Raw genomic sequence first — 17639 nt, forward strand, 5'->3', positions numbered from 1 at the left:
ACCAATGTCTATCCTTTAGCAGATATTTATTCAACACCTGCATTACCGCACATCAGAACGATTGAAATTGAAGAGTAGCTGCACTCAAAATGTGGCTCAAATAGTCCTTGACTATAGGACCAGTTCACTCATTCGTCTTTAGTTTGCTTAACTCAAGCCAAATGAAGTTGTCATTCGTCTTTAGTTTGGCCAACTCACGCCAAATGGAGTTGTCATTCGTCTTTAGTTTGGCCAACTCGAGCCAAATGGACTTGTCATTCGTCTTTAGTTTGCTGAACTCGCGACAAATGGAATCGCCATTCGTCTTTAGTTTGCTTATCTCACGCCAAATGGAGTTGTCATTCGTCTTTAGTTTGGCTAACTCAAGCCAAATGGAGTTGTCATTCGTCTTTAGTTTGCTTATCTCACGACAAATGGAGTTGTCATTCGTCTTTAGTTTGCTTAACTCAAGCCAAATGAAGTTGTCATTCGTCTTTAGTTTGCTTATCTCACGCCAAATGGAGTTGTCATTCGTCTTTAGTTTGCTTAACTCACGCCAAATGGAGTTGTCATTCGTCTTTAGTTTGGCCAACTCGAGCCAAATGACACACATTTGTCTCAAGTTCACATTTTAAATGAGTTGGTTTTGAATATGATATAATTAATTCGCGAGAACAAAGAATTCAAATACAAAGGAGTCGAATTATGACAACTAAAGCTAAAGAATTACTAGCTGAAATAAAGCCGGATACGAAACTAGGCGACTTAAGAAAAATAGCCAAAGAAATAAAAAAAGATCATGATTTAGCACTAGAATTATGGGAGAGTGAAGAGTTTAAGCCAAGACTTTTAGCCATCCTCATTATGGATAAAAAAGAACTTTCAGAAGAAGCCTTGGATGCTCTATGTCAAGATATGGCAATACATACTTATGATGAGCGTAATAATTTAATGGACTGGTTAATGACAAATCACTTAACAAAAACTAAGCGAGAAAAAGCCATCTTAGAATCTTGGAAAGACAGTTCGATTGTCCTGCAACGCCGCGCTTTCTGGAGTTATCAAGGGCGTCAACGCTGGACAGGAAAGAATATGACGGATGATACTGAAGCGCTGCTAGATGATATCGAAGAAAGAATTATGGACGAAGAGCCAGAAGTTCAGTGGGCGATGAATTTTACTGCAGGTTGGATTGGTGTTTATGATGAAACCTTGCGTGACCGTTGTGTTTCTCTAGGTGAGGAGACAGAATTATACAAAGGCGATTTTGTTTCAAAAGGATGTACACCAAATTACTTACCTGAATTCATTCGTATTGAAACGGATAAACGTGCAACGAAGTAAACGTCCAATCAAATTAATGCTTTAAAAATTTATCGATGGAAAATCATATTTTTAGAAATACAATTAAACAATTATTGGAAAAAATATAATCGAAGTTACTGGTAAAGGTCGATCAACTCGGTATATTTTAAAGTTATCATCAACTGAACAATCATTTAGAATGAAAAAATTATTGAGATCACTAGAAGGTAATATTCTGTATCAAGAGTCAGCTGACTTAAGACTTGAGTTAGAGGAATTACTCGAGAAATACCTCAAAAAGATTTAGCAACATGGGCAATCCAAAATTCAAAAGACTTCCTCAAATACATTGATATCGAAGATGAGAGTTTAAAAGACAGTATCATCACAGAAGCAAGTAAAGTGCGCATCAACTGTGTCAGACAGGCTTTCTCGCTAACAAGCTAGGCCAACAGTCCATTAATTACATCAGCAAGTTTTCAGTCAGAGTCTTTGCTCAAGTCGTGGCAACCGGACATATGCAAGGAGACGCGATAGTCTCTTCAGATTATGCGATTAAAGTAGTCAATATACTCTATTACCATGATGAACAAGCTGCCATTAACGAAATTATTTTGATAAATCTTTTTACAGGCAAGATCTCTAGAAGGGTTTTTATTTATTTTCAAACAATCCACTCACATGTTTGGAGGTTAATTTCGGTCAATGATATACTTTTAACTGAAAGGGGCGTTTCATGATGCAAGTTAAAGCAGAACAAGAAATGTTTTTAAGAAGTGGCATAACCTTGGATGTGAAATTTAGAATTAGACAATTAAAACGATTAAAAGAGGCAATTAAGGCGCATGATGTTTTGATTTATGATGCGCTGAAAAAGGATTTAAATAAACCCGTATTTGAAAGTTATGTGACAGAGTTAGGCTCGGTCTATGGTGAAATTGATTATATGATTAAACATGTAAAAGATTGGGCTAAACCTAAACACGTTCCAACGTCTCTGGCGCATTTTTATTCTAAAAGCCACATATATCAAGAACCATATGGGCGTGTCTTAATTATTGCACCATGGAATTTTCCTATTCAGTTAAGTTTCGTACCACTTGTTGGGGCGATTGCGGCAGGGAATTGTGTCGTATTAAAGCCTTCCGAATTAGCACCACATACAGCTATGGTAATTCAACAAATTATTGAATCAGTGTTCGCACGTGAATATGTTGCAGTTGAACAAGGTGATGGGAAAGTATCTCAGCAATTACTCAAAGAAGGCGTCGATTATTGTTTCTTTACTGGAAGTACTCAAGTTGGAAAAGTAATTATGGAGACAGCGAGTCAAACATTAACGCCAGTAACACTAGAACTTGGCGGAAAAAGTCCAGTCATTGTCGCAAAAGACACCAATATCAAACATGCTGCTCAACGGATTGTTTGGGGGAAATTCACCAATGCTGGTCAGACTTGCATCGCGCCTGATTATCTTCTCGTTGATGAAGCGATTCGTGATGACTTGATCAGCGCCCTAATTGAAGTCATTGAAGAATATTACACGAAGAAACCTTTAGAGAATTCAGATTATTCTAAGATGATTAATAAAAGCCACTTCAAGCGTGTGAAGAAATTAATGAGAAATCAAAGTGTTATTTATGGCGGAGGCAGTAATAAAGAGATGCTAACTATTGAACCCACGTTAGTCTTGGAACCGGAACTCGATACAGAATTAATGCAAGAAGAGATCTTTGGTCCGATATTACCGATATTAACTTATAGAGAAGTGAGTCAAGCAGTAGAATTTATTCGTTCGAAAGACAAACCGCTTGCTTTATATTTATTTACGCAGGATAAAGCTTTGAAAGAGTATATAATAAAAAATCTATCTTTTGGTGGCGCAGCGATAAATGACACGCTGATTCATCAAAGTAATTACAATCTCCCATTTGGGGGAGTTGGCGCGAGTGGGATGGGGCAATATCACGGCAGATATAGTCTCGAAACCTTCTCACATCCAAAAAGCGTGATTGAGAAGACTGACTTGTTTGATATTAAATTACGCTACCCGCCCTATAAAGATTGGGCCCTAAAATTAATTCAAAAAATTATGTAAAAAGGAGTCCAAACTATGCGCTATGTACTTTTACTCAGAGGAATTAATGTCGGTGGTAAGAATCGAGTGGTGATGGCGGAACTTAGGGAAAAACTAGAAGCGCTTGGATTTACCGAAGTGACTTCCTATATCAATAGCGGTAATCTTTTCTTTAATAGTGAGGAAGATATCAATTCGATTAGAGAAAAAGTTCAAACTCATTTAAAAGAGTCATATGATTTTGATTTACTTTCAATTATTATTAGCGTTGAAGCTTACAAAGTAGATTACTTAAATTTACCGGCGTGGTGGAATGAGGAATTTGCTCGTCGAGATGTTTTATTTTATACAGAAGCTGTAGACCGAGACGCTTTTAAAGAAGAAGTAGCAAGTATGAGTTTAGGGAATGAAGAAATTCATTTTGGTGAGTTAGCAGTTTATTGGGGGAAATACGACGAAGCCAATTACAAAAAGACGGCGTATGCAAGATACTTAGTGAAGTCTCCATTTTATAAGCAAATTACTGTTCGAAATGGAAAAACATACGAAAAGATTTATCAAAAACTAATGGATAATTAAAGAAGGCAGGTACAAAATGAAATTATTAGTATTAGGTGGAACCAATTTCTTTGGAATGAAGGCAGTACAACAATTATTAGATAACGGTCATGACGTGACGATTGCAACACGTGGAAATAAACCAAATCCCTTTGAAGGTAAAGCTATGCACATTACTCTAGATGCGCGCGATGCGAGCCACGAAGGATGGACTGAAGTGACGGACCAGCAATGGGACGCAGTCTTTGACAATATTTGTTATACGGCAAATGATGCGCGAATTATTATGGATAAATTCAAGGATTCTATTGATCATCTTTACTTTACTTCGTCTATGGCGGTTTACAATGGGGATATTGATGGCTATTCTGAAGCAGATTTTGATCCTTTAACTTATCACATTGACCCAAATATCGAAGTGAATTATGGCGAAGGAAAAAGGCAAGTTGAACAAGTATTATATACTGAGGCACCGTTTAAGCTCACAGCATTTCGCTTCCCAATTGTCCTAGATTTAGATGATTATACTGAGCGACTGCATTTTTATGTTGAGAAAGTAATGAATGACGAAGTTGTTTACTTTATGGATCCAAAGAATAAAGTAAACTACGTCAAAGGAATGAAAGCTGCAGAGTCGATTGTGTGGGCGATTGAGAACCAAAAAGAAGGCATCTATAATATTAGTTCACGCAACGCAATCACTGTCGAAACTTTTATAGCTTGGTTAGAAGAGATGACTGGTAAAGAAGTGAAGGTTGAATATACGAATGACCGGACACATGAATCACCATTTAGCACCGTTCACGACCAATACTTGCGTTCAGATAAGATTGAAGCTGAAGGTTTTGAATTAAATAATCTTGAAGACTGGCTGAAACCTCTAATGAAAGAAATTGCACAGGAAGGGTAGAGTTGCATGGCAATTACAATTAATATTTATTACACAGGCAAGGAAGGCAATGCTCTAAAATTTGCGAAAGAGATGATGTCAAAAGGTGTTGTTGATAGAATCCGAAGCGCTGAAGGGAATTTAAAGTATGAATACTTTGCGCCATTAGAGGACAAAACGACCATTCTATTAATTGATAGTTGGACCGATCAAGCAGCCATTGACCGACATCACGCCTCTTCAATGATGCAAGAAATTACAGACTTGCGCGAAAAATACGACCTCACTATGAAAGTTGAACGCTATGTGAGTGATGAAGATGGTGTGCCTGAGACAGATCAGAAATTTATTAGAGAATAGAAGAAAGTAATAAAGACGTAAATGCGAGCTTAGAAGCTACTTGCATTTACGTCTTTTTTAAATTATTGAAATGTTAATAGTTCTAGACTCGAACATTTTAATAAATTAGACATTCACAAAAATACGAATTAAAACAAATTAACTTGACTATATTATTAAAATTAGATAAGATAGATTAAAATAAGCTGATATATGCAAGGACAAAGACTAGTTAAAGTGACGACAGAGAATTTGCGGTTAGCTGAGAAGCAAAGCATCATAGACTAGTTAGACACACCCTTGAAGAGTGGTTAGCACCCGGTAGTCCCGTTATCGCTGGAGTATTTATACTCCTTGAGGCTATAATTGTGAGATTATAGTGAACAAAAGGTGGAATCACGTCGCGACGTCCTTTAATCCTACATGGATTTTAGGGCGTCTTTTTTAGCTTTATAATTAAAATGTATCTAGAGACAAATGATAACTGGATCATATTAAAGAGAGTTTACTAGGTGGTGAGAAGTAAACATATGATAGTTATCATGACACAACTCTACGGCAGATGAATGGAAATCCGGTAGCCCCGTTATCGCTTCAGTAGTCAGTGACTACTGTCAGAGATAGGTGTTGTGAAATACCTGTAAACGAAGGTGGCACCACGTTGTGAAACGTCCTTTCAATCCTTTTTTAGGGTTGAAAGGTTTTTTTATATGAAGTGAATAGAAAGTGAGGTTTCTAATGGAGAATACATCGATTTTAAAACGAATTAGCTTAGCGAATGACTACTTACAACTTATTGATGAAGCGGGGTATGAGTTGATTGATTTGAATATGGTGGAACCATTCAAGATGGAGAATAAAAACTATCATCCGGATAGTATTGTTTTTGAACGGAACCATCAATTATTCGCAATGCGTAGTGATTGGACGCGAAGTATTTTGAATTATAATAATACCTTTCAATTATCGCAGCAAAAATTTGGTTATTTTGGTCCTGTATTAAGGCAGTTCAATACACAGTATCAAGCGGGCGTAGAGCTATTCCAACCATCTGTGACAGATATTATTGAGAGTATAGAGTTGCATCTTAACTTTGTTGAAAAGATAAGTGAGTCACCCTTTACAATTCTAGTAGTCAATAATGACGTTTTATTAGATATGTATATTGAATTGTATGATTTACCAGATCAAGTTAAGTCTTATGTGATTGATAAGAACTTATCAGCTATGCGAGACATGTTGGGTGAAGACCATCCTTTCTATCAATTGATGATTCTCCCTGTGAGTCAGCAGTTCGATCGTGTTGATGAGCAGTTTGGCGAGAGTGAACCTATGCAAATTATTCACCGTCTTAAAGACAAGTTGCCAAGTTCACAGACCCGATTTGTTTTAGACTTATCTTTCCGTTCATCACAGTTATATTATAATGGGTTTTATTTTCAAGCCTTTTTAACTAGTAATACGCCCATCCTTTCTGGTGGTCAGTATGCGGAAGGTGCCTTTGGAATAGGGATTAACTTATCAACGGGAGGGTTATTATGATTACAGTTGCTTTATCTAAAGGTCGTCTCTTCAAAGATTTTATAAAGTTTTTAAGTACTAAGGGGTTAAACCACTATGCGAGTCCATTGCAAGAGAACGGGCGATACTTATATAAGATTATTGGCGATGTAAAGTTTATCTTCGCTAAAGGATCTGATGTGCCTACTTACGTCGAGCAGGGGATTGCTGATTTGGGGATTGTTGGGCAGGATATTATTACAGAGAATTTTTTTGATGTGTTGAATGTATCTAAGTTGCCTTTTGGTCAGTGTCGTTTAGCAATTGCCAGTTCGCCTAATCTTAATCAACATGAGTTTAAAGTAGTAGCAACCACTTTCACTAATATTACGCGCCAGTACTTTAACAAACAAAGGCAAGATGTTGGGCTTATTCATCTTCACGGATCGGTGGAATTAGCGCCCATCTTAGGTTTAGCGGATGCCATAGTGGATATTGTTCAGACGGGGACTACCTTAAAGGAGAATAACTTGGTGGAATACAGTACTATCATGAATATTCAAGCGCGACTGATTGCTAACAAGCAGTCCTTTTATATTAAGGACGAAGCGATCTATCGATTTATTAAAGAGATTGGGGTGATATAGTTGGATGCTAATGAATTTATTAAGCAAAATAAAATAAAAACTAAAAGCTCCAATGTCGATCAGATGATTGCTGTGCAAGCAATTATTGACAAAGTTAAAGTAGACGGCGACCAGGCATTGTACTCCTTAACTAAGGAGTTTGATCAACAAGACTTAGACGATTTAAGAGTTGACCCAGCTTTATTGAAAGCAAGTTGGGATGCTTTAGAGCCTGACTTACAACAAGCATTGAAGCTAACTAAGCAACGCATTGAAGATTATGAGACAAAGATACTGTATAAAGACCACCAAGATGATGAGTTAAGTTACGTCTATCGTCCTCTTGAGCGAGTAGGTATTTATGTTCCTGGTGGCACAGCACTCTATCCATCAAGTGTGTTGATGACAATTGTGCCAGCTTTAGTAGCTGGAGTTAAAGATATTATTGTTACGACACCTGTCTTTCAACCGAACAATATCACTTTTGCGGCACTTTATCTATGTGGTGTGACTGATTATGTGTTCACGGTTGGAGGGGCTCAAGCCATTGCAGCGCTGGCCTATGGAACTGATTCCATTCCTAAGGTCGATAAAATTTGTGGGCCAGGGAATGCTTATGTAGCAATGGCCAAGCGACTAGTCTTCGGGGATGTCGGAATTGATAGTATCGCAGGTCCAAGCGAGATTTTATTATATGTAGATGAATCAACACCAGTTGATGCTGTTGTCTATGATTTATTTGCCCAAGCTGAGCACGACGCTAATGCTCGCACTTTTCTACTGAGTGAGTCACAAGAATATGTGGATAGAATCGAAGAACGAATGGAGGAACTAGTAGAAAGCCAAGTGCGTGAGGATATTATTAAAGCATCGTTGGCCAATAATCACTTTGCCATTGTTGACAGTCGCGATAAGTTATTAGAAGTGATTGATTATATCGGGGCTGAACACGTATCAATTCAACATAAGGATCAAGATAGCATAGTTGATTCTATAAATTATGCGGGTGCAGTCTTCAAAGGCTTCTATTCTATGGAAGCTATTGGAGATTACGTAGCGGGACCGTCCCATGTTCTACCAACCAATCGTAATGCTCGCTTTAGTCATGGACTTAATGCCAATGATTTCAGAACAAGTCACGCCATTATTAGTATTAATGAAGCCACTTATAATCAGATTGCTCCTGCGGCTGAGAAGATTGCAAAGAGCGAAGGATTATTTGCGCACCAAAGATCTGTATCGATTAGGAGGGAAAGTTTATGACAGTATTTATGAACCGTAATATTAGTCCTAAAAGGCCTCTCAATGATGAGCAATTAATAGAAGTAGTTACCCAAACTGCCTTTCATGAATACCCTGAAAAAGAGTCCACTCGCTTTAAAGAATTATATGCTAGCTATAATCAATTGGATCTTAATCAGATTGAATTAGCTAATGGAGCGGATGAGTGGTTGCAGAAGCTGATGATTCAATTCGGGCAAGAGGGTGTCTTGACTATTAGTCCAGACTTCTTTATGTATGAAGATTACGCTCGACAAATTAATCGCCCCTTTTGGAAAGTGGAGAGTGACGAGAACTTTGACTTTGACTTAGAAAAGGTCTTAGAAGAGATTCAAAAACTTCGACCGTCATTACTTCTAGTGTCGAATCCACAAAACCCAACGGGTAAGCAATTTAGTTATGAATTTCTGCAAGCTATCGCAGATGGGATGGAAAGTATAGGAGGATATTTCGTTATTGATGAGGCTTATGTGGAGTTTGGTGACGATTATCATAGACCATCAAATGATAATGTTATTATCATTCGCACACTCAGTAAGATATATGCTATGGCAGGACTGAGAATTGGTATTGCTATTGCTAAGGGAGAAACCTTCGCGAAGTTAATTGATATTAATCATCCTTATCCTGTTAGTAACTTAGCTTTGAATGTGGCCAATGCCATGTTCTCTAATAAGGAACAATTGGATGCATGGGTAGCTTATCAAAAAGAATGTCAATTGAAGCTCATTCAGGCGCTTACCTTAGTGGACGATGTCATCAAGGTAAAGCCTACTCAAAGTAATTTTATTATGACTTACGGAAAATCTGCACGTGATCTTGGAGAATATTTGAGTGAAAATGGCTTTGTAGGTAGAACATATGATGCAGATCACTTAAAAGATGTTGTTCGTTATTCAATCTTAGATATAGATAAATACGACGAATTTGAAGACTTATTAAAGACTTGGAGGAAACAAATTGATTAAAAAAGACCGACAAACATTGGAAACTCAGATTAAGTTAGAACTTGCCCAAACTCTTGGAAGCAACGATGTAGACATGGGTATTGAGACAGGAGTAGGATTCTTTAACCATATGTTAACTTTATTCAAGTTTCATTCTGGACTCTATATTGGGGTAGAGGCTCAAGGAGATACGGACGTGGATGACCATCACACGGTTGAAGATATTGGGATTTTACTCGGGGAAGCGATTCGAGACTTCTACCAATCCCTTAATAGTTATCAGCGCTATGGCTCATTCTACTTGCCTATGGACGAATCCTTGGCACGTATTGTCTTAGACTTATCAGGTCGTCCGCACTTGAATTTTAATGCTGACTTTTCAAAAGGGAAGGTAGGTTCTTTTGATACAGAATTAGTGGAAGAATTTTTCAATGCGATAGCTATGAATGCACGAATGACATTACATATAGATTTATTGAAGGGTGGCAATACCCACCATGAGATTGAAGCGATATTCAAGGGCTTTGCCAGAGCCTTAAGTATTGCTTTAACAGAGACTGAGGGTGGCGTACCATCATCTAAAGGACTTATTGCATAAAGGAGAAGAAAACAATGAAAATTATTCCTGCTATTGACTTAATTGATGGACAAAGTGTACGACTGTCACAAGGAGATTATGATGAGAAGATTATCATGCCAAAAACGCCACAAGAAGCTGTCATGTATTATAGCCAATTCCCACAAGTATCCCGGATTCATGTCGTGGATTTGATAGGAGCAGCAGAACAAGAGTCAGTGGAAGCGCCATTGATTGGACAAATAAAGAAATTAACTAATATTCCGCTTGAATTAGGGGGCGGCTTAAGATCGCTTGAAACGATTGAACTATACGATGACTTGGGTATCGATTACTTTATATTAGGCTCGCGAGCCATCCTAGATGTTCCTTGGTTGATTGACGTAGTCGAAAAGTATCCTGGCCGTATCTTTGTTGGGATTGATGCGCGGGGTGAGGACATCTATGTGAATGGATGGAAAGAAAATAGCCAGCGCCAGATTGAAGAATATGTTAAAGAAATTGAGTCGTTGAATCTAGCTGGAATTATCTATACGGATATTAACAAGGATGGAATGGAGCAAGGCCCTAATGTGAATCGTACGGCTCAGCTAAATAACTCAACCCGCCACTTGGTTGTTGCAAGCGGGGGCGTCCGCGGTCAAGCTGATTTAAAGCAATTGGAAGCGGCAGGGATAACAGAAGCAATTGTTGGAAAAGCTGCTCAGAATGATTCATTCTGGAAAGGATTGAGTTAATATGAAGAAAATAATTCCATGCTTAGATACAAGAGACGGCAAGTTAGTTAAGGGTGTCAACTTTGTGAATGTCAAAGAATTAGGTGACCCGGTTGAATTCGCTGAACAATACGATCAAGAAGGAGCCGATGGTTTAGTAGTCTTAGATATTACTAAGACCTTGGATGGCCACGAATTACGTACTCAGATGATTGAAGCTATCGTAGCTAAGATTTCTATTCCTTTAACCGTAGGTGGTGGGATAGCCAGTCTTAATGACATCGAGGCGGTCTTAAAAGCTGGCGCGAGTGGCGTAGGAATCAATTCAGCTGCTGTAAAGAATCCTGATTTGATTAATCAAGCTTCTGAAGCTTTTGGATCAGAAGCAATTACAATTGCAGTAGATGTGGCTTATGATGATGAGCAGGAGGATTACTTTGTTTATACACAAGCAGGTCAACACCAAGAACCAGTCCCCGCCTTTGAGTGGATCCAAGAATGCCAACACCGTGGTGCTGGCGGGTTATTGATTACAAGTATTGACCATGATGGTGTCAGAGGAGGCTTTGATATACCATTTCTAAAGCAAGCAGCAGAATTGGTAGATATTCCAATTATTGCAAGTGGAGGTGCTGGGAATAGCCAACATTTTATTGATTTATTCAAAGAAACAGCGGTAGACGCAGGGTTAGCCGCTTCTATCTTCCACCAAGGTGAAGTGACAATTAAAGAACTGAAAGAAGCGATTAGTGTAGAAGGGATTGAGGTAGACATTGACTAAAATTGATTTTGAAAAGGCAGGTGGCCTAGTCCCTGCAATATTACAACATCACCAGACTGGGCAAGTCTTAATGCTTGGTTATATGAACCGAGAATCCTTTGATAAGACTCGTGAAGAAGGTGTGGCATGGTTCTATTCTCGTTCCAAAGAGCGTCTCTGGAAAAAGGGTGAAGAGAGTGGTAATGTGCAGAAGGTTGTAGACATTGCATTAGATTGCGATCAAGATACAATCTTGCTTCAAGTTGATCCTCTAGGGCCAACTTGCCATACAGGTCAGACAAGTTGCTTCGGTGAAGGTCATTTTAACCTTTCTGTCTTAGAGCAGACAGTTTCAGAAAAGATTAAACACCCGCAAGAAGGTTCTTACACTAAATATCTAATTGATGAGGGCCAGGATAAAATCATCAAAAAATGCGGTGAAGAAATGACTGAAGTAATTATTGCGGCTAAAAATAATGATAAAGAAGAATTAATTAATGAAGCCAGTGACCTTGCCTACCACTTATTAGTATTGCTTCAGCAGCAAGGTGTTAGCCTTGCTGAGGTAGAGGCAAAGTTGGGTGAGCGTCATGGACAAAAGCAACACTACTCCATTCGTTCAGAAATTAATGAGTGGTAAGGAGGGAGAACATGAATTTTTATGATCAACATTGTCATACACACTTATCTTTTGACAGCGAAGAAAGCATAGATAATTACTTAGCTTTAGGGCTAGAAAAATTAACCTTCACGGAACATCTAGACTTAGACAATCCAGTGAATGGTGGGCACGATGATATTCCCGACTTTGATCAAGCCGTTATTTGGCAACAGGAAATGAAAGAAAAGAACGATGTAGACTTATTATTAGGTATGGAAGTAGGTTATGTTCCTGGTCAAGAGGATCGCCTCAATGAGATATTATCTAGCTATGATTTTGATATTAAACTCTTAAGTTGTCACCATAATCGCATCTATGATTACATGGACACAAAGGAAACAAATGCAAAGGTAGAGTCCAGCGAGCAAATGATGGATCAATATGTCGATCAATTATTAGAAGCTGTAACTCATATGACCGATGTTCAAATTATGACTCACTTTGATTATGGCTTTAGAGTGCATGATGCCAGTTTGGAGACCATTCAAGAACGATACACTGAGAAAATCACTGAGATTTTCCAGCAAATTATTAAGCATGAGATTGCTTTTGAATTAAATAGTAAAAGCATCGTAAAGTATAAAAACTTAGACTTATACAAATGGGCAATCCCCCTTTACTTATCCTTAGGTGGGAAGTTATTCACCCTAGGTTCAGACGCGCATCTTGCGAGTGATTATATGCTGGCCTTTAATGATTTGAGAAAGTTATTGCAGCAGTATGGTGTGGATGAAGTAGCTCTCTATGAGAAAGAGCAAGCTAAGATGGTAAAGCTATCTGAATTATCATTTGTTTAATGAGACTAGCTTTTTACGGACTTAAATTAGAAACACTCAACAATTATTTGGTCATTAACCAAATTGTTGAGTGTTTTTTACTTTGAAAAGAATGAATTGAATGATTGAAACAAAAGATATAAATATCCCAAAACAAGTGAAAAATACAGCTTATAGCCTGAAGTTATTGCGTTGAGAGAACCGCCCCAAAAATATCTAGCGCCTGGCTGATTTCTTCTTCTGAGACATTCAACGGCGGCAGGAAACGAATAACATTTCCCTTGGCGCTAATCACTAATAAGCCCTGGTCGAAACAATCATTAATGATGTCATCTACAGCCTGGTCAAATTGAATACCAATTAATAGACCGCGACCTTTAATGGAACTAATCGTGGGATGCTTAGCTTGTAATACTTGTAGTCCTTCAACCAATTGTTTGTGGCGTTGGTTGACATTATTTAGTAAGTTGTCTTCATTTATGGTGTCTAAGACAGTATTAGCACAGGCAGTTGCTAGTGGATTGCCTCCGAATGTCGTGCCATGATCACCCACTTGGAAGTGAGTAGCTAAGTCATCTTTGGCGAGGAAGGCGCCAATAGGAAAACCTCCACCCAGACCTTTAGCAAGAGTTATGATGTCAGGGTCTAAATCGAATTGTTCATAGGCAAAGTAGCTTCCTGTTCGTCCAATTCCTGTTTGGACTTCATCAATGATAACTAGAACTTGCTTTTCTTGTTGAATCTCATTAATGGCTTGGACGAAGTCCTCAGAGAGCGTATTGACACCACCTTCACCTTGAATAACTTCGATAAGTACGGCACAAGTCTGGGGTGTAATTGTTGCCTTCAATTGGTCAATATCATTGAAAGTCACATAGTCAAAGCCAGGTAAGTTCGGTGCATAATCTTTATGCATAGCCTCTTGACCCGTGGCTGCCAATGTTGCCATAGTTCGACCGTGAAAGGATTTCTTCATTGTAACAATGGTTGTTGCATTAGGGCCTTTAACTTCTCGCCCCCACTTCCGAGCAAGCTTGATGGCACCTTCATTGGCTTCAGCTCCTGAATTGGCAAAGAATACTTTACCTAAGCCAGAGAGTTTTGTTAGTTTCTCAGCCAGTTGAATAGAAGGAGTATTCCAAAATAAGTTGGAACTATGAATGAGTTGTTGACCTTGATTGACCAGTGTTTCTACTAATTTCTCATTGGAGTGGCCGAGTGAGTTGACGGCGATACCTGAGATAAAGTCAAGGTAAGTTCGGCCCTCTGCATCAGTCAGAAAACTACCTTGACCAGAGACCATTACCTTACCATCGCGTTTGAATGTATTCATAAGTACGGCTTCGCCACGTTGTGGCCAGTTGTGTTTTTCCATGATATTAAACCTCCTTATTATCGTCATTACTGTGAGCTAACATCGTTCCAATTCCCATGTCGAAGAATAATTCTAGCAGAAGGGAATGACTCATACGACCATCAATGATATGAACTTTATCAACTCCGTTAGTTATAGCCTCTAAGCAACAATTTATCTTAGGTATCATGCCTTCAGTAATAACTTTGTTCTCAATGAGTTGATTGGCTTCGTCTATACTTAGTTTAGAAATAAGACTGTCAGGGTCTTGGCTATCAGCTAAGAGTCCCGGGGTGTTAGTTAAAAATATTAACTTGCTGGCACCTAAGGCAATGGCCACAGCGCTTGCAACCTCATCTGCATTGATATTATAACTATGACCGTCACTACCAATTCCCACTGATGAGATAATTGGGACATAATCTGCCTGGATAAGGTTGGTTAATAATAAGGTGTTGACTGATTCGACATTACCTACGTAGCCCAAATCAACTTGAGTCTCAGAATCTGGATCAATCACTTTCTTTTTAGTGACAGTAATAAGGTGGTCATCTAAACCTGATAAGCCAATGGCATTTCCACCTAAATGGTTGAAAGTTCGTACAATATCATTATTAACTGAGCCTGATAAGACCATCTCTGCCACCTTCATGGCTTCCTCACTGGTAGAGCGAAGTCCATCCACAAAGTGACTTTCAATGGATAAATTATCTAACATCTGTGAGATGAAGGGACCACCACCGTGAACGACAATGGGGATCATACCAACCGACTTCATCATAAGAATATCTTGCATGACCGAGTGTCTTAAGTCGGCATTAATCATGGCATTACCACCGTACTTGATGACGATGATATGTTTTCTAAACCGATTGACGTAGGGTAGAGCCTCAATGAGAACGTTTATCTTTTCTGTATAATTCATTCAATCACTCCTAAGTGTGGTAGTCAGCATTAATTTCAATATAATCATGCGTTAAATCACAAGTCCAAACAGTAGCTTGACTTGTGCCTTGGTTGAGTTCGACAATCATTTCAATATCAGTGGCAGTGAGAATCTTTTGGGCAAATTGAGGATCAAAGGGATGATAAGCGCCGTTACGGCACGGTTGAATAGAACCGATGTCAGATTTAAATATGATATCGATCAGCCATGGATCAAGAGTTTCAACGCCACTATTACCAATGGCTGATAGGGCGCGACCCCAGTTAGGGTCTTGCCCAAAAAGTGCTGCCTTCAGGAGGTTGGAAGTGGCCAGGGACTTAGCGACTGCTTTGGCATCTTCTGTTGATTGAGCCCCACCTACAGTTATTGTAATGAATTTCGAGGCACCTTCTCCGTCTCTGGCAATCATTTGAGCTAAGTCTTGGCTGACTTTTGTTATAAGGGATTGGATTGTTGCAAGATTGTGGTCTGTTAAGTCAATTGAGTTTTCCCCTGTTGCACAAAGTAAGACTGTATCATTGGTACTAGTATCGCCATCAACAGTCATGCTATTGAAAGATACGTCTACCGCATTCTTTAATAGTTGGTTGAGTGTCACTTGATCACAGGCGATATCGGTAACAATATAAGCTAACATAGTGCCCAAATTAGGATGAATCATGCCTGAGCCTTTAGCCATTGCGCCGATGTGAACAGTCTGTCCATCAATCTCCAATGAATAAGCAGTTTCTTTTGCGACAGTATCGGTAGTCATAATCGATTCACTGACCGCTTGACTAGACTCTGACTGCAAGGAATTCACTAATGTTGGTAGTGCCTTTTTAAAAGGAAAGAAATCAAGAGGAGCCCCGATGACCCCCGTAGAACTCATCAGTATCTCTGACGGTTTAATCGCGCATAAATCTGCTAATTCTTGAATGGCTTGATGCATCGTTTTCTCACCATCTGGACCATTACAAGCATTGGCATTGCCACTATTAATCAGAATCGCTTTGAAGTTAGAATGATGCTTCAGACTCGCTTGACCGTGAATAACTGGCCAAGCTTTGACTAAGTTTTGGGTAAAGACACCTGATACAGTAGCCCCAGTGGGGAAATAAATTAAAGCCAGGTCATTGTGGGCGGCATCACTTTTAAAGCCAGCATGTAAGGCTTGCGATTGTATATTGGCTACAGCATGAATACCTTTGTCTAATTGTTTCATATGCTTCTCCTTTGTATAGAAATTATGGCATCACGCCAGATTGACTTAAGCCTAATGATTCATCCAATCCCAACATCACATTCATATTCTGAATAGCTTGGCCGGAAGCGCCTTTGACTAGGTTATCAATGACTGAAAAGATAATGATGCGACCTGTTCGTTGGTCTACCTTAACTTGGATGTGACAATGGTTGGAACCACGGACCGCTTTGGTTGTAGGAAGTTGCTCTGGATCCAATAGATGGACAAAAGCTTCCTCGGCGTATTTATCTTTATATAATTGGCGTAATGCTTCTTCACTTATATTACTCCTTGGTTGAACATAGATAGTTGAATATATGCCGCGTTCTGTAGGTAATAGATGCGGAGTGAATTGAATTTGCACTGTTTGGCCAAAGCGTGACAACTCCTGTTCGATTTCAGGGATATGACGGTGCTGGAGTGGGTTGTATGCTTTGAAGTTATTTCCTGCTTCACTAAGTAAATTATCTACATTGGCACTTCGACCGGCACCGCTGATTCCTGATTTGCTATCAATAATAATTGATTCAGAGTCAATCAGATTAGACTCAACTAGAGGAGAAAGAGCTAAGAGTGCATTGGTAACAAAGCAACCTGGATTTGCAATCAGCTGAGCTCCTTTAATGGCCTCACGATGGTATTCCGTTAGGCCATACACTGCTTTCGCTAATAAGTCTGGTGCTGTTTGCGGTAATTTATAAAAAGCTTCATAAGTATCTGAATCCTCTATCCGAAAATCAGCGCCAAGGTCAATGATTTTAATATCCTCGCCTAATTCTTTAGCTAAGGTCATTGCGTGACCGTGAGGTAGACAAATAAAGACGATATCGCTATCTTGTTTAATTTGCTCTATATCTAAGGTGACAAAGCACTTATCTTTTAAGAAAGATGTGAGGGAAGGGAAAGTATGTGATATCTTCTGTCCAGCTAATTTCCGTGCAGTTAGATGTTTGAGGGTTACCTCAGGGTGATTGACCAATAAGCGCATCAATTCAGAACCTGTATAGCCTGTCGCGCCAATAATACTAACATTAATCATATGTTTTCCTCCTAAAAATATGTATATAAAAAGCACACTCATCTCATTGATAGAGACGAATGTGCTTCGTGGTGCCACTCTAAT

19 protein-coding genes and 1 other annotated feature (1 of these 20 running past the window's edge) are annotated in these 17639 nt (G+C 39.0%); of the genes, 15 read left to right on the forward strand and 4 right to left on the reverse strand.

The window, feature by feature from the left end:
- Positions 1-684 precede the first annotated feature (684 nt).
- From FEZ33_RS04185 to FEZ33_RS04250, 15 genes are all read left to right on the forward strand, one after another.
- A complete protein-coding gene (locus FEZ33_RS04185) occupies positions 685-1323 on the forward strand; it encodes a DNA alkylation repair protein (protein ID WP_138404149.1) in 639 nt (212 codons plus the stop codon).
- A 419-nt stretch (positions 1324-1742) separates the two neighbouring features.
- Positions 1743-2024 (forward strand): putative immunity protein, encoded by a 282-nt coding sequence (locus FEZ33_RS12975; protein WP_438943003.1) that lies wholly within the window; start codon positions 1743-1745, stop codon positions 2022-2024.
- Complete coding sequence (locus FEZ33_RS04190; protein ID WP_138404150.1) at positions 2021-3382, forward strand: aldehyde dehydrogenase; 1362 nt, start codon at positions 2021-2023, stop codon at positions 3380-3382. The genes FEZ33_RS12975 and FEZ33_RS04190 overlap by 4 nt, the downstream gene beginning before the upstream one ends.
- A 15-nt stretch (positions 3383-3397) precedes the next feature.
- Positions 3398-3940, forward strand: coding sequence for a DUF1697 domain-containing protein (locus FEZ33_RS04195; protein WP_138404151.1), 543 nt, complete (start codon positions 3398-3400; stop codon positions 3938-3940).
- 16 nt (positions 3941-3956) lie between these two features.
- Positions 3957-4829 (forward strand): Rossmann-fold NAD(P)-binding domain-containing protein, encoded by an 873-nt coding sequence (locus tag FEZ33_RS04200; RefSeq protein WP_138404152.1) that lies wholly within the window; start codon positions 3957-3959, stop codon positions 4827-4829.
- 6 nt (positions 4830-4835) lie between these two features.
- A complete protein-coding gene (locus tag FEZ33_RS04205; RefSeq protein ID WP_138404153.1) occupies positions 4836-5168 on the forward strand; it encodes a putative quinol monooxygenase in 333 nt (110 codons plus the stop codon).
- 717 nt (positions 5169-5885) lie between these two features.
- Positions 5886-6689 carry an ATP phosphoribosyltransferase regulatory subunit gene (locus FEZ33_RS04210; RefSeq protein ID WP_138404154.1) on the forward strand — a complete coding sequence of 268 codons (804 nt, stop codon included), beginning with the start codon at positions 5886-5888 and terminating at the stop codon, positions 6687-6689.
- Positions 6686-7294, forward strand: coding sequence for an ATP phosphoribosyltransferase (hisG, locus tag FEZ33_RS04215; RefSeq protein ID WP_138404155.1), 609 nt, complete (start codon positions 6686-6688; stop codon positions 7292-7294). Before FEZ33_RS04210 ends, hisG begins: the two co-directional genes overlap by 4 nt.
- The gene (gene hisD / locus FEZ33_RS04220) at positions 7295-8536 is read left to right on the forward strand and encodes a histidinol dehydrogenase (RefSeq protein ID WP_235888767.1); all 1242 of its coding nucleotides are present in this window, start codon (positions 7295-7297) and stop codon (positions 8534-8536) included.
- Entirely contained in the window at positions 8533-9522 is a 990-nt protein-coding gene (locus FEZ33_RS04225; RefSeq protein WP_138404156.1) for a pyridoxal phosphate-dependent aminotransferase, read from the forward strand. The genes hisD and FEZ33_RS04225 overlap by 4 nt, the downstream gene beginning before the upstream one ends.
- Positions 9515-10099 (forward strand): imidazoleglycerol-phosphate dehydratase HisB, encoded by a 585-nt coding sequence (hisB, locus tag FEZ33_RS04230; RefSeq protein WP_138404157.1) that lies wholly within the window; start codon positions 9515-9517, stop codon positions 10097-10099. The genes FEZ33_RS04225 and hisB overlap by 8 nt, the downstream gene beginning before the upstream one ends.
- Positions 10100-10113: 14 nt before the next feature.
- Positions 10114-10815: a HisA/HisF-related TIM barrel protein gene (locus tag FEZ33_RS04235; RefSeq protein ID WP_138404158.1), complete on the forward strand. Its 702-nt coding sequence runs from the start codon at positions 10114-10116 to the stop codon at positions 10813-10815.
- 1 nt (position 10816) lies between these two features.
- A complete protein-coding gene (hisF, locus tag FEZ33_RS04240; protein ID WP_138404159.1) occupies positions 10817-11575 on the forward strand; it encodes an imidazole glycerol phosphate synthase subunit HisF in 759 nt (252 codons plus the stop codon).
- The gene (gene hisIE / locus FEZ33_RS04245; RefSeq protein ID WP_138404160.1) at positions 11568-12194 is read left to right on the forward strand and encodes a bifunctional phosphoribosyl-AMP cyclohydrolase/phosphoribosyl-ATP diphosphatase HisIE; all 627 of its coding nucleotides are present in this window, start codon (positions 11568-11570) and stop codon (positions 12192-12194) included. Before hisF ends, hisIE begins: the two co-directional genes overlap by 8 nt.
- A gap of 11 nt (positions 12195-12205) precedes the next feature.
- The gene (locus FEZ33_RS04250) at positions 12206-13012 is read left to right on the forward strand and encodes a PHP domain-containing protein (protein ID WP_138404161.1); all 807 of its coding nucleotides are present in this window, start codon (positions 12206-12208) and stop codon (positions 13010-13012) included.
- A 163-nt stretch (positions 13013-13175) separates the two neighbouring features.
- Here FEZ33_RS04250 and FEZ33_RS04255 read toward each other — a convergent pair whose 3' ends face one another.
- From FEZ33_RS04255 to argC, 4 genes are read right to left on the reverse strand one after another with little or no spacing between them, the layout of a single operon-like run.
- A complete protein-coding gene (locus FEZ33_RS04255; protein ID WP_138404162.1) occupies positions 13176-14366 on the reverse strand; it encodes an aspartate aminotransferase family protein in 1191 nt (396 codons plus the stop codon).
- Between the two features lie 4 nt (positions 14367-14370).
- Positions 14371-15270: an acetylglutamate kinase gene (gene argB / locus FEZ33_RS04260; protein ID WP_138404163.1), complete on the reverse strand. Its 900-nt coding sequence runs from the start codon at positions 15268-15270 to the stop codon at positions 14371-14373.
- Positions 15271-15280: 10 nt separating this feature from the next.
- Entirely contained in the window at positions 15281-16495 is a 1215-nt protein-coding gene (gene argJ, locus FEZ33_RS04265; protein ID WP_138404164.1) for a bifunctional glutamate N-acetyltransferase/amino-acid acetyltransferase ArgJ, read from the reverse strand.
- A 22-nt stretch (positions 16496-16517) separates the two neighbouring features.
- Positions 16518-17555: an N-acetyl-gamma-glutamyl-phosphate reductase gene (argC, locus tag FEZ33_RS04270; RefSeq protein WP_138404165.1), complete on the reverse strand. Its 1038-nt coding sequence runs from the start codon at positions 17553-17555 to the stop codon at positions 16518-16520.
- A 48-nt stretch (positions 17556-17603) separates the two neighbouring features.
- Positions 17604-17639 (reverse strand) — a binding site (T-box leader) (it continues 179 nt past the right edge of the window).

The sequence above is a fragment of the Ruoffia tabacinasalis genome (assembly GCF_005864045.1).
Taxonomy (GTDB): domain Bacteria; phylum Bacillota; class Bacilli; order Lactobacillales; family Aerococcaceae; genus Ruoffia; species Ruoffia tabacinasalis.